The sequence below is a fragment of the Flavobacterium sp. ACN6 genome, from assembly GCF_002304005.1.
Taxonomy (GTDB): Bacteria; Bacteroidota; Bacteroidia; order Flavobacteriales; family Flavobacteriaceae; genus Flavobacterium.
In genome coordinates this window covers 155149-169817 of sequence record NZ_MRCQ01000012.1, presented here as the reverse complement: position 1 = coordinate 169817, position 14669 = coordinate 155149, and the positions used below count along the sequence as shown (strand labels likewise).

The 14669-nt window shown below is 34.2% G+C and carries 8 protein-coding genes; 7 read left to right on the top strand and 1 reads right to left on the bottom strand.

Annotated elements, in window-relative coordinates:
* Positions 1–530 precede the first annotated feature (530 nt).
* Positions 531–1919: a phosphoglucosamine mutase gene (gene glmM / locus BSF42_RS17690; protein WP_095954418.1), complete on the bottom strand. Its 1389-nt coding sequence runs from the start codon at positions 1917–1919 to the stop codon at positions 531–533.
* Positions 1920–2140: 221 nt separating this feature from the next.
* Between glmM and BSF42_RS17685 the strand changes: the two genes are divergently transcribed.
* From BSF42_RS17685 to BSF42_RS17655, 7 genes are all read left to right on the top strand, one after another.
* The gene (locus BSF42_RS17685; RefSeq protein WP_095954417.1) at positions 2141–2725 is read left to right on the top strand and encodes an ACP phosphodiesterase; all 585 of its coding nucleotides are present in this window, start codon (positions 2141–2143) and stop codon (positions 2723–2725) included.
* Between the two features lie 32 nt (positions 2726–2757).
* Positions 2758–4443 carry a gamma-glutamyltransferase gene (gene ggt, locus BSF42_RS17680; RefSeq protein ID WP_095954416.1) on the top strand — a complete coding sequence of 562 codons (1686 nt, stop codon included), beginning with the start codon at positions 2758–2760 and terminating at the stop codon, positions 4441–4443.
* Between the two features lie 70 nt (positions 4444–4513).
* Positions 4514–6298 (top strand): chloride channel protein, encoded by a 1785-nt coding sequence (locus BSF42_RS17675; RefSeq protein ID WP_095954415.1) that lies wholly within the window; start codon positions 4514–4516, stop codon positions 6296–6298.
* Between the two features lie 63 nt (positions 6299–6361).
* Positions 6362–7315 (top strand): Fic family protein, encoded by a 954-nt coding sequence (locus tag BSF42_RS17670; protein ID WP_095954414.1) that lies wholly within the window; start codon positions 6362–6364, stop codon positions 7313–7315.
* 101 nt (positions 7316–7416) lie between these two features.
* On the top strand, positions 7417–10248 hold the full coding sequence (uvrA, locus tag BSF42_RS17665) for an excinuclease ABC subunit UvrA (protein WP_095954413.1): 2832 nt from the start codon (positions 7417–7419) through the stop codon (positions 10246–10248).
* 605 nt (positions 10249–10853) lie between these two features.
* The gene (locus BSF42_RS17660) at positions 10854–11582 is read left to right on the top strand and encodes a TIGR00730 family Rossman fold protein (protein ID WP_095954412.1); all 729 of its coding nucleotides are present in this window, start codon (positions 10854–10856) and stop codon (positions 11580–11582) included.
* A 290-nt stretch (positions 11583–11872) separates the two neighbouring features.
* Positions 11873–14623 (top strand): aminopeptidase, encoded by a 2751-nt coding sequence (locus BSF42_RS17655; RefSeq protein ID WP_095954429.1) that lies wholly within the window; start codon positions 11873–11875, stop codon positions 14621–14623.
* Positions 14624–14669 lie beyond the last annotated feature (46 nt).

The window sequence follows — 14669 nt, the reverse complement described above, 5'->3', positions numbered from 1 at the left end:
TAGAAAATTATAATGTTAGCGTATTTTTCGTTCCTTAGGAACGTTTGATTCACATCATTTTTTAACAATCTGAATATCAAACGTTCCTACGGAACGTGTAAATGAGGCTGGCAATTTTTTTTCTACCAATGAAACATTCCAACGGAATGATAACTTCACGCGAAAAACTAAAGAGCTAATTTCAGGCTTTCATAAAAAACAAATAAAGTCTCAAAAATGGAGACATCCTTTTTAGTAGTATAAATATTTTGTTCCATCGGAACATTTCATCGGTAGAAAATTATAACGTTATCCGATTTTTCGTTCCGTAGGAACGTTTGATTTACATAATTTTTTAACAATCTGAATATCACACGTTCATACCGAACGTGTAAATGAGGCTGGCAATTTTTTTTTCTACCGATGAAACATTCCTATGGAATGATAACTTCACGTGACAAACTAAAAAGCTGAGTTTTCGTAAAAAAAAAAGAAAAAGGGCTGTCTACTTTTTTGAAGACAGCCCTTTGTTCTATTAAAAAACTAAAATCTTAGATTCCAGCTATTACTTTAATTTCGTCAATAATACGAAGAGCCAATTTATCTGCCGCATCTTGAGAAGGTGCTTCAGTATAAATACGAATAATTGGTTCTGTATTTGACTTTCTTAAATGAACCCATTCTGTTGCGAAATCAATTTTTACGCCATCAATTGTAGAAATATCTTCGTTTTTATATTTCTCTGTCATTTGAGTTAAAATCGCATCGACATCAATTTGCGGTGTCAATTCAATTTTATTTTTACTCATATAATATTCCGGATAAGAGGCTCTTAAAGCAGAAACACTGATTTTTTTATTTGCTAAATGCGTCAAGAATAAAGCAACTCCAACCAAACTGTCTCTTCCGTAATGCAATTCAGGATAGATGATTCCACCGTTACCTTCACCACCGATAATAGCGTTATTTTTCTTCATCAATTCTACAACATTGACCTCACCTACTGCACTTGCTTCATAACTTCCGTTATGTGCAGCAGTTACATCGCGTAAGGCACGAGAAGATGACATATTCGAAACTGTATTTCCTGGAGTTTTACTTAATACATAATCTGCACAAGCAACCAAAGTATATTCTTCACCAAACATTTCGCCGTCTTCGCTGATAAAAGCCAAGCGATCTACATCTGGATCCACAACGATTCCTAAATGCGCTTTTTCTTTAACAACTAATTCAGAAATATCCGTTAAATGCTCTTTTAAAGGTTCTGGATTATGCGGAAAATGTCCGTTTGGTTCGCAGTATAATTCTACCACTTCAACTCCCATTAATTTTAAAAGTCTAGGAATAATAATCCCTCCAGATGAATTTACTCCATCAACAACAACTTTAAATTTAGCTTCTTTAACGGCTTCAATATCAACCAATGGCAAGTTTAAAACTTCATCGATATGAATATCCATGTACGCATCGTTTAGTGTAATTTCACCTAAACTATCAACATCTGAAAAATCGAAAGCTTCAGCTTCAGCAATTTCAAGAATTTTAGCACCGTCTGCACCGCTCAAAAATTCTCCTTTAGCATTTAATAATTTTAAAGCGTTCCACTGTTTTGGATTGTGCGAAGCAGTTAAAATGATACCGCCATCTGCTTTTTCTAAAGGCACAGCAACTTCAACGGTTGGTGTTGTAGAAAGTCCAAGATCAATTACATTGATTCCTAAACCTATTAAAGTATTTACAACCAAGTTGTGAATCATTGGTCCAGAAATTCTGGCATCACGACCAATTACAACTGTCAATTTATCTTTAGCAATATTATTTTTTAAGAAAGTTCCGTATGCCGACGCAAATTTTACTGCATCAACAGGAGTTAAATTATCTCCTACTTTTCCTCCGATCGTCCCACGGATTCCAGAAATAGATTTTATTAGAGTCATTTTTGTGAGTTAGGGTTATTTTATTACAAATATATAAAAGTTACCGAGTTACTCAGGCGCTAAATTTGTAAGATTTCAAAATTAACATTCCACAGCTGTGTTAGAACAACTCAGTTTTATAACAAAATCATTTAAAAAAGTTTTTATACATTTACTAAAATAACTTAGCGCATGAGAATCTTAGCCACTTAGAATCTCAGAACCTTAGCAACTCAAAAAAAATGAATTTCTTAGCCCACATATATCTTTCTGGCGAAAATGATTTAATCAAAATTGGAAATTTTATGGCCGATGGAATTCGCGGAAAACAATTTGCCCATTTTCCAGAAGATGTTCAAAAAGGAATTTTACTGCATCGCTTCATAGATACTTATACCGATTCGCACGATATTTTTAGAAAAAGCACCAAACGCTTACACGACAGATACCATCATTATTCGGGAGTAATTGTAGATATTGTTTATGATCATTTTTTGGCCAAAAACTGGACTACTTATTCAGACGAAAAATTAGAGAGTTTCATCAACCGATTCTATAATTCGCTGCATGATAATTATGATATTCTAACCGAAAAAACACAAGGTTTAATGCCTTATATGATTGAGAGAAACTGGCTTTTAAGTTATCAAACTACTGAAGGGATCCATCAAATTCTGACTCAAATGGACCGCCGTTCTAAGAACATTTCTAAAATGCAATTTGCAATTGAAGAACTGAATGAATTTTACGACGATTTTGAAGAAGAATTTACTTCCTTTTTTGAAGAAATAAAAGTACAGGCTAAAGCAAAATTGATTTCTCTTTAAATCGTTATTCTCCATTATAAACCTACGCTTAAATGAAAAAAATTACGCTTTTAATTGCCCTCATATATTTCAACTCCAATGCACAGCAGACAAATGCAAATCCAACTGGATTAGTTGTGACAAAAGCAATGGTCGTTTCTGCCCGTGAAGAAGCCTCAAAAATTGGAGCCGATATCATGAAAAGGGGCGGTAACGCATTTGATGCTATGGTAGGAACCGAATTGGCGCTGGCAGTTGCTTTTCCTTTCGCTGGAAATATTGGCGGCGGCGGTTTTATGGTGTATCGAAAAGCAAATGGTGAAGTCGGTTCTTTAGATTATCGAGAGAAAGCGCCATTAGCGGCAACAAAAGATATGTTTTTGGACAGTGACGGAAATGTCATTAAAGGAAAAAGCACCGAAACTGCTCTTGCAATTGGTGTTCCTGGAACTATTGCCGGTGTTTTTGCTGTACATAAAAAGTACGGAACAATTCCGATTTCTAAAATTTTAGAACCTGTTATTGCTTTGGCAGAAAGAGGTGTTGTAGTTACAAAAAAGCAAGAAAAGAGACTAAAAGATTATCACGAAAGCATTGTTAAAATAAACGGTGAATCTTCTCTTTTATCTGGAAACTTTAAAGAAAATGATACTATAAAATATCCAGCACTTGCCAAAACTTTAAGAAGAATTCAGAAGAAAGGGCGAAATGAATTTTACAAAGGTGAAACGGCCAAAATTTTAGTCGATTATCTTCAGAAAAAAGGCGGTATCATTACCCTGCAGGATTTAGCCAAATATGAAGCAAAGTGGCGAAAACCGCTTCAATTTACTTATAAAGATTTAAAAATTACTTCGATGGCTCCTCCAAGCAGCGGTGGAATTTGTTTAGCGCAAATTTTAAAAATGCTTGAGCCGTATGATTTAGCTAAAATGGGACATAATTCTGACCAATCCATTCAATTTATTGTAGAAGCAGAAAGAAGAGCTTATGCTGATAGAAGTTTCTTTTTAGGCGATCCAGATTTTGTCAAAATACCTGTAAAAGAATTATTGTCCGAGGATTATTTACGAAACCGAATGGCAAGTTTTAATCCTGAAAAAGCGACTTTATCTTCTGAAATAAAAGAAGGAAAAGTGAATTATGCAGAAAGCACCGAAACTACACATTATTCTATTGTAGACCAATTTGGAAATGCAATTGCTGCAACTACTACATTGAATGACGGCTACGGTTCAAAATATTATTGCGATGAGTTAGGCTTCTTCTTAAATAATGAAATGGATGATTTCAGTGCCAAACCAGGCTCTCCAAATATGTTTGGATTGGTTGGAAATGAAGCAAACAGTATTGCACCCCAAAAACGCATGTTGAGTTCTATGACGCCAACAATTATAGAAAAAGATGGAAAACTATTTATGGTTGTGGGAACTCCAGGCGGTTCTACGATTATTACGTCTGTTTTGCAAACCATTTTAAATGTGTATGAATATAATTTAAGTATGCAGGCTGCGGTAAATGCACCACGTTTTCATCATCAATGGCTGCCTGATTTAATTACCTTTGAACCTAATACTTTTGACACCAAAACAATAGACAAGCTAAAAGCTAAAAATTATCTCATAAACGAAAAACCAACTCCTATTATTGGAAAAGTAGATGCTATTTTGGTTTTACCAGATAAAAAATTAGAAGCAGGAGCCGACTTTAGAGGTGATGATACCGCTGTTGGTTTTTAATACTGGTCCTTTTATTTTTTTAATCTAAGATTATAAACTAATTTTGTAAGAACGATAATTTTTAAAGAGAATGCTAAAGAAATATTTCAGAAGATTAGAAAGCATAATTGCTTTGGGACAATCCTTAATGACTCCAAAACAGTTTATTTTTTTATCGAGCGTTCTAATTGGAATATCGTGTTCCCTTGCCGTTATTGTACTTAAAACTTTTGCGCACAGCGTATTTTCGTTTGCAACTTACATTAACGGAATTCTGAAATTAAGTTTCATCAATAGTATTTTACCTATTGTCGGAATAATGCTGACCGTTTTTGTGGTTAAAAAAGTCCTGAATGGAACTATCCAAAAAGGTACCTCACAAATCCTTTATGCAGTGGCTAAAAAAGCCAGTATCATTCCGAAAAAGCAGATGTACGCTCAAATTATTACGAGTTCGTTAACGGTTGGTTTAGGTGGTTCTGCGGGTTTAGAGAGTCCGATTGTGATAACTGGTGCCGCTTTTGGTTCTAATTTTGCCCAAAACTACAAACTGCAATACAAAGACAGAACATTATTAATTGGATGTGGTGTTGCGGCTGGAATCTCGGCTGCCTTTAATGCGCCAATCGCTGGAGTTCTTTTTGCTATTGAAGTTTTGTTGGTAGATGTCAGCATTTCTGCCTTTACTCCTATTATGATTTCTGCCGCAACTGGTGCCTTAGTTTCTGCCATTGTTTTGGACGAAAGCATTCTTTTGAGCTTCAAAAAACAAGAAACATTCGATTATCATAATATCCCTTTTTATGTTCTTTTAGGAGTTCTTACCGGACTGGTTGCTATTTACTATTCTCGTAATTTTCAAAGAGTAGAGCATTATTTTTCAAAGCAGCAAATTGGCCCGTACAGAAAAGCATTAATAGGTTCATCGCTTTTAGCATTGCTTATTTTTATTTTCCCTACTTTATTTGGTGAAGGTTATGAAAGTATTAAAACATTATCTGAATCAGATCCAGGGAAAATATTAGACAATACTTTGTTTGCAGATTTTAGAAACAATCAATGGGTTTTACTGCTTTTTGTAGGCGCAACAATGATGATGAAAGTTTTTGCTTCTGGTCTTACTCTTGGAAGCGGTGGAAACGGTGGTAACTTCGCTCCTTCTCTATTCTTAGGATCGTATTTAGGGTATTTCTTTTCTAAACTTGTAACGCTTATAGGTTTATCAAAACTTCCTATTTCCAATTTTACAATGGTTGGAATGGCTGGTATTTTAAGTGGTTTATTTCATGCCCCATTAACGGCTATTTTCTTAATTGCAGAAATAACAGGAGGTTACGGATTAATGATTCCGCTTATGATTGTATCTTCCATTAGTTTCGCTATTTCAAAACGTTTTGAAAAATATTCGCTTGACGTAAAAGGATTAGCTAAAAAAGGCCATGCTTTTACCAGTAATAAAGATTCTAATATTTTATCGACTTTAGATATTGATGCTATCATTCAATGTGATTATTTAACGGTTCATCCTGAAGAAAATCTAGGTAAATTAGTCGATCTTATTTCGCATTCCAATCAAGTCGTATTTGCCGTTGTTGATCATGAAAAAGATTTGGTCGGAGTCGTGCATTTTAATGATATCCGAGAAATTATTTTCAATCCGTACCGCGTGAAATACACACAAATTAAAGACGTGATGAAAACGCCGGCCGCAACCATTACTTCTTTTGACAGCATGGAAATCGTCATGAGTAAATTTGAAATTTCAAAATCGGCATTTCTTCCTGTTTTACGAAATGGCAAATACCACGGCTTCATTTCTAAATCAATAGCGCTAGAGGCTTATAGAACAAAACTGCGTTCCATGACAATTGAATAAGCTTAATATCGGATAAGTTAAAAATTTGCACCATCCGATATTAAGAAGTACTTTTGTAGGATTATGTGGAATATTAACTTAACATACCGAGAAGAATTTAAATCAACTTTTGATAGATTGTACCAAAAAAGGCTTGACCTGCAAAACAGCAGACCATTGCCCAATATCGCTTTGCACAAAATTCGCGAGAGTTTATCTCTAGAATGGACATACAATTCTAATAGCATTGAAGGAAATACAATGAGCTTGCGCGAAACCCAAATGGTAATTCAGGAAGGAATTACGATTAAGGGTAAATCGCTTCGGGAACATTTCGAAACGCACAATCACGATAAAGCAATTGATTATTTATATTCAATTGTTGATGATAATTACAAACTAAGAAGTATTGATATTCTTTCGATTCATGGCTTAGTCCTTCGTTCTATTGAAGACGATTTTGCAGGACGCATTCGAAATGGCGGTGTTCGAATTTCAGGAGCTAACTTCATGCCTCCAAATGCAAATAAAGTTTCAGATTATCTTGATGAATTAATTGAGTTTATAAACACAAATCCTTTAGGATTAAATGATATTGAACTCGCTACTATTTATCATCATAAACTAGTCTGGATACATCCTTTTTTTGATGGAAATGGGCGAACCGTTCGTTTGAGCATGAATTTATTATTGATGCGTTGCGGCTTTCCTCCTGCAATTATTTTAAAGAATGATCGAAAGAAATATTACGAAGCGCTTAATCAGGCAAACAATGGCAATTATCAAAAATTAACTCTTTTGATGTGCCAGGCTCTCGAAAGAACTTTAAATATCTATTTAACAGCCATGCCAGGAAGCACTTACGATTATCAGCCCATACAAAATATCGTAAGCGAACCAGAAGCCCATTACGGTCAGGAATATGTAAGCTTACTAGCCCGAACAGGAAAAATTGACGCTTACAAAGAAGGCCGAAATTGGTACACAACCAAAGAAGCTATCGAAGAATATATGGCAACCCGAAAAAGAAAACGCTAACTCACAGTTAGCGTTTTTTGTTACTAATTGTAACATAAAGTTTTGCTATCGAGCACAAAAAGAACAAATCAAAGTGGTAACTTTGCGTTTTGCTCAAAATTATGTTAGAAAAAGACAATACTATTGAAGTTCTTGGTGCAAGAGTTCATAATCTAAAAAATATAGACATTTCCATTCCGAGAGAAAAACTTGTTGTTATAACAGGTTTATCTGGTTCTGGAAAGTCATCTTTGGCATTTGATACTATTTATGCCGAAGGCCAGCGTCGTTATGTTGAAACTTTTTCGGCGTATGCGAGACAATTCCTTGGCGGATTAGAACGCCCGGATGTGGATAAAATCGATGGACTTTCACCGGTTATCGCCATCGAACAAAAAACTACGAGTAAAAGTCCGCGTTCTACCGTTGGAACAATTACCGAAATATACGATTTCCTGAGACTTTTATACGCTCGCGGCGCAGATGCTTACAGTTACAACACAGGCGAAAAAATGGTTTCGTACTCTGATGAACAAATTAAAGATTTGATTATTCAGGATTATAATGGAAAACGAATTAATATTCTTGCTCCTGTTATTAAAGCCAGAAAAGGACATTATGCAGAATTATTCCAACAAATCACTAAACAAGGATTTTTAAAAGTTCGTGTAAACGGTGAAGTTCAGGATTTGGTTTCTGGAATGAAATTAGACCGTTACAAAACGCATGATATTGAAATTGTAGTTGACAGAATGCAGATTGAAGATACCCCGGATAATCAGAAAAGATTGTCTGAAAGTATCAATACCGCAATGCATCATGGTGAAAATGTTTTGATGATTTTAGATCAGGACAGCAATGAAGTTCGTTATTTCAGCAGGAATTTAATGTGTCCGACAACTGGAATTTCATACCAAAATCCAGAGCCGAATTTATTTTCATTTAACTCGCCAAAAGGAGCCTGTCCGCATTGTAACGGATTAGGAACGGTTCATGAAATCAATGTAAAAAAGATTATTCCGAATCCTAAATTATCTATTAAAAGCGGTGGTTTTGCACCTCTTGGAGAATATAAATCTTCTTGGATTTTTAAGCAGTTAGAAACCATTGGAGAAAAATTTGGTTTTAAAATTACGGATCCTATTGAGAAAATTCCTGAAGAAGCGATGTCCATGATTTTACATGGCGGGAAAGATAAATTTGCTGTAAACTCAAAAGATCTTGGCGTTACAAGGGAATATAAAATTGATTTTGAAGGAATTTCTAATTTCATCAAAAATCAATACGACGAGAGCGCGACAACGAGTATAAAACGCTGGGCAAAAGACTTTATGGACGAAATTAAATGTCCTGTCTGTGAAGGTTCTCGTCTAAAAAAAGAAGCACAGTTTTTTAGAGTAAATGGGAAAAATATCACGGAATTATGTGATATGGATATTTCAGATTTAACAGCTTGGTTTAGTGATTTAAATAATCATCTAACCGATAAACAGCTTTTAATTGCATCTGAAGTTGTAAAGGAAATCAAAGACCGTTTGAATTTCTTGATGAATGTTGGTTTAGATTATTTGGCTTTAAGCCGAAGTTCAAAATCACTTTCTGGTGGTGAAGCACAGCGTATTCGTCTGGCTACACAAATTGGTTCGCAATTGGTTGGGGTTTTGTATATTTTGGACGAGCCGAGTATTGGTTTACACCAAAGAGACAATGAAAAACTAATTAAATCTTTGGAACAATTACGTGATATCGGAAATTCTGTTATTGTAGTAGAACATGATAAAGACATGATCGAAACGGCAGATTATGTAATTGATATTGGTCCAAAAGCTGGAAAATACGGTGGCGAAATCATTAGTATTGGAACGCCTGCAGAAACTCTAAAATCAAACACAATTACCGCTCAATATTTGAACGGTACGATGAAACTAGAGATTCCAAAAGAACGCAGAAAAGGAAATGGTAAGTTTTTAAAACTAACTGGAGCAACCGGAAATAACCTGAAAAATGTTTCGATCGAAATACCTTTAGGACAATTAACCTGCGTTACAGGAGTTTCAGGAAGCGGAAAATCGACTTTGATTAACGAAACCCTCTACCCGATTTTAAATGCGTATTATTTTAACGGTGTAAAAAAACCACAGCCTTATAAAAAGATTGAAGGTTTAGAACATATTGATAAAGTAATTGATATTGACCAAAGTCCAATTGGAAGAACGCCACGTTCGAATCCAGCAACTTATACAGAAGTTTTTACAGAAATTAGAAATCTGTTTACCATGACTTCTGAAAGTATGATTCGCGGTTACAAAGCGGGACGCTTTAGTTTTAATGTAAAAGGCGGACGCTGCGAAACCTGTGAAGGTTCTGGTGTAAGAACAATCGAAATGAACTTTTTACCTGACGTTTATGTTGAATGTGAAACGTGTCAAGGGAAACGTTTTAATAGAGAAACTTTGGAAATTAGATACAAAGGAAAATCTATTTCAGATGTTTTGGATATGACGGTTGATGAAGCAGTTCCGTTTTTTGAAAACATTCCTAAGATATATAGAAAAATCAAAACTATTCAAGATGTTGGTTTAGGTTATATTACGCTAGGACAACAAAGTACAACGCTTTCGGGTGGTGAAGCGCAGCGTATAAAACTGGCTGGAGAATTGTCTAAAAAAGATACTGGAAATACATTTTACATTCTTGACGAACCTACAACCGGATTGCATTTTGAAGATATTCGTGTTTTAATGGAAGTAATCAATAAATTGGTTGATAAAGGAAACACCATCTTGGTAATCGAGCATAATATGGACGTAATCAAACTTGCAGATTACATTATCGACATTGGCCCTGAAGGCGGAAAAGGCGGCGGACAATTAATCGCAAAAGGTACTCCGGAAGAAGTAGCTAAAAATAAAAAAAGTTATACGGCTAAGTTTTTGAAAAAAGAGTTAGATTAATTTATTTATATAAAAAAAGGACGGATTAAAATCCGTCCCTACAATATAGCATACTTCGGATCTTTCCATAATCATTTTCATTCCGAGGAATGAGGAATCTCCACAAGGAGCTCGACAAAGATTTGCGATTTTGATTAAGGAGTTTCTTACGGAGATTCCTCGTTCTTGGGAATGACAAAAACGCCAATGATTTTCTCTGCGTATCATACATTGACTTGTCAAATTAATGGAGCTTTTTAAATAATAAAGATCCAATTTTGATTCAACTTATTAATACACTGATAATGAACTAAAAACCAAAACTAACTTAATCATATTTGTTACATTTAAATTAATAAATATGCATTCTTGTGACAATTCTCAAAAAAAGACTTAATTTAGCTAGCCGTTTTTGTAAAAAATTTGAATTTTGAGAGATTTCTATTTCAAGATTTAAATAACTTATGAAACCAACTGCCCTAGCCCTGATGGTAGCGGCATCCTTTTGTGGTGGGGTTCACCACAAAAGATAGAGCGGACAGCAGGAAATAGCTCCTTATCCTTCGACCACGCTCAAAATGAAAACAAGGAAAAAAATAACAAAATATTAAATTAAAATACCTAAAATGAGATTAGAAGATTTTGATAATGATGAAGATAAAGTAATTCAGGACCGTTTGAAACAAAAAACGTGGAATGAAATTAGAACGAATGACAGCTGGGCAATTTTTAAAATTATGTCGGAGTTTGTAAATGGTTACGAAGCAATGGGACGTATTGGTCCTTGTGTTTCTATTTTTGGATCTGCGAGAACAAAACCAGATGATAAGTACTATTTATTGGCCGAAAAAATTGCTTACAAAATTAGTAAAGCGGGATATGGTGTAATTACTGGCGGTGGTCCTGGAATTATGGAAGCTGGAAATAAAGGCGCACATTTAGGAGGCGGCATTTCGGTTGGTTTGAATATCGAACTGCCTTTTGAACAGCATTTTAATCCGTATATTGATCACGATAAAAACTTGAATTTCGATTATTTCTTTGTGAGAAAAGTAATGTTCGTAAAATATTCGCAGGGTTTTGTGGTAATGCCAGGTGGTTTTGGAACCTTGGATGAGTTGTTTGAAGCGATCACTTTAATTCAAACTAAGAAAATTGGAAAATTCCCGATCATTTTGGTTGGAGTTGAATTTTGGTCTGGTTTGATCGAATGGGTTAAGACTGTTTTGGTTGAAAAAATGCATACGGTAAGTCCAGATGATTTAAACTTATTTAAGATTGTAGATACTGAAGATGAAGTAGTTGATGTATTGGATAAATTCTACAAGAAATACGATCTAAGTCCGAATTTCTAATTTTTTTCCAACATATAAGTGATATAAGATCTTTTAATCTTAGCATCGAAACTAAGCAAACTTAAATTTTCTACTATTCCTTATTATGGTTAAAATCATAAAAATTGAAAGCTGTTTTTTTAAACAGCTTTTTTTATGCTATTTTTACAAAAATCCGAAGTAACTTTATGTACGTAACTTAAGTATATCTGATAAATTTTGCGCCATACTTGAAATTGTTTTTTAAAATTATCTGCACCGTTTTGGTTTTATTAAGTTCAATAAAACTTACAGCACAACATCAGTCTAAGATGGAGGTGGCGGTAAATCTCGAACTAAAAACACTGAACGTAAAACAAGATATTACGTACTACAACACTTCTAATGACACCTTAATTTCAATTACTTTAAACGATTGGAATAACGCTTTTGCAGATAAAAATACGCCTTTGGCAAAACGTTTTTCGGATGAATTTTACCGGGGCTTTCATTTGGCAAAAGCGGCAGATAGAGGAAAAACTACCATTCTAAATCTTTTAGACAGCAATTCTATGGCTTTGGAATGGGAAAGAACAGACAAAAATCCTGATTATATTATCGTAAAATTAAATCGGAAACTTGCCCCTGGCGAAAAAATTGATTTACATCTTACTTATATCTCAAAAACCCCTAACGATAAATTTACCAATTTTGGCTTCGACCAAAATGGCGGAATGGCTTTAAAAAACTGGTTTATAAGCCCTGCACGTTATGAAAATCATTCGTTTATAGCATATAACAATTTCAATTTAGATGATATTGCGAATGCTGCAACAGATTATGAAGTTGAGATTAAAATCCCGAATCAGTATTCTGTTTCAACAGATTTGAATTCGGTTTCTAAAAATACAGAGTACAGCGATTACAGCACATATTCGTTTTCGGGTAAAAACAGAACTGATTTTAGTCTGTATATCGAAAGACAAAATAGCTTTAGAGCGTATGATAATGGATCTATAGAAGTAGAGACAAATCTAAAAAACAAGAAGATCGACGAAATTCAAAAGGCCATAATCATTGACAGGGTTGCCTCTTTTGCTGAAACTTTTATTGGGAAATATCCGCATGAAAAAATCACGATTTCTCAAATAGATTATGATAGAAATCCGTTTTATGGGTTAAATCAGCTTCCTTCGTTTATAAGTCCGTTTTCAGATGATTTTATATTTGAAATTCAGTTTTTAAAAACATTTTTAAGTACATATCTCAAAAATAGTCTGCGTCTTGATCCAAGAAAAGACAATTGGGTTTACGACGGAATTCAGATTTATGCCATGATGAAATACATGGAAGAAAATCATTTGGATAAAAAAATGCTGGGAAGACTTTCGGACATGAAACTTTTTAAAAGTTACAATATTACCAACCTAACTTTTAATGAGCAATACAGCTATTATTATATGCTGATGGCGCGTAAAAATTTAGATCAGCCCTTGGGAGATCCTAAAAACACTTTAATCAAATTTAACGAACAAATCGCGAGCAAGTACCGCGCAGGTTTAAGTTTGAGTTATTTGGATGATTATTTGAATCATAATATTGTTCCGGAAAGTATAAAAGAATTTTACAATCTCAACAAACAGGAACAAACGAATCGCTATGATTTTGAAAAAATACTCATTAAAAAAAGTCCAAAAAATATAGATTGGTTCTTTTCTACGATAATCGACTCGAGAGATATTATTGATTATAAATTTTCGCACGTTTCCAGAACCGCAGACAGTGTAAAGTTTTGGATTAAAAATAAAACTGGAATTTATGCTCCTATTCCTGTTTACGGCCTTAAAAAAAATCAAGTCGTTTTTAAAGAATGGATTGAACCAAAAACCAAAGATTCTGTTTACGAATTTGACAGAAAAAATGCGGATAAAATTGTTATCAACTATGACAATGAAGTTCCTGAATACAACCAAAGAAACAACTGGAAATCATTAAAACATCTTGCGGTAACCAATCGCCCGATTAAATTTAATTTTGCTAAGGATTTAGAAGATCCTTACTACAATCAGATTTTATATATTCCGACTTTGACTTACAATTATTATGATGGTTTTACACCGGGAATTCGTTTTCATAATAAAACCATTTTAGATAAGCCTTTTAATTTCGATATAAATCCCGCATATTCCATAAAAGCGGGGACAATTTCAGGTTCATCTGCTTTTTCTTGGAATCAATATTATAGAAACAGCACTTTATTTAATGTACGTTATTCTATCAGTCAGAACTATTTTCACTACGCTCCAGATGCAACTTATTTAAGATTGAATCCGATGGTAGTTTTCCGCATTCGCGAAAAAGATTTTAGAGACAATAGAAAACAGCAGTTTTTATTTCGCCAGGTTATTGTAAATCGTGAAGCGAGCGAATTTATCACCGACAATTCAGAACCAAATTATTCTGTTTTTAACGCCCGCTATTCCAATACAAAAACAGAACTGATTGATCATTTTAGCTTTATGACCGATTTACAATTTTCGGGAGGCTTTGGAAAAGTTTCCGGGGAAGTCGAATATCGAAGATTATTCCAAAATAATCGCAAACTAAACCTAAGATTATTTGCTGGAAGTTTCATTTACAATACAACAAATTCAGATTATTTTAGTTTTGGCTTAGATCGCCCAACGGATTATTTATTTGATTATAATCTCTTTGGAAGATCAGAAACGACAGGCTTTTTCAGTCAGCAGTATGTAATTGCCGAAGGTGGTTTTAAGTCACAATTAGAACCTTCTTACGCCAATCAATGGATGACCACTTTAAATGCCAGTTATGCTGTTTGGAATTGGGTAGAACTTTACGGTGACGTTGGTTTTTTGAAAAATAAGCATCATAAAGATTATTTTGCTTACGATACTGGTGTTCGTTTAAATCTGGTTCCAGACTACTTTGAACTTTATTTTCCTGTTTATTCTAATAACGGATGGGAAGTTGCACAAACGAAATACAATGAAAAAATACGATTTATTATCACATTTTCGCCAAAAACTTTAGTCACTCTTTTTACCCGAAAATGGTTTTAATCAAATAAATTTTAAACAAAAACTTGCGGATTTACCAACAATAATA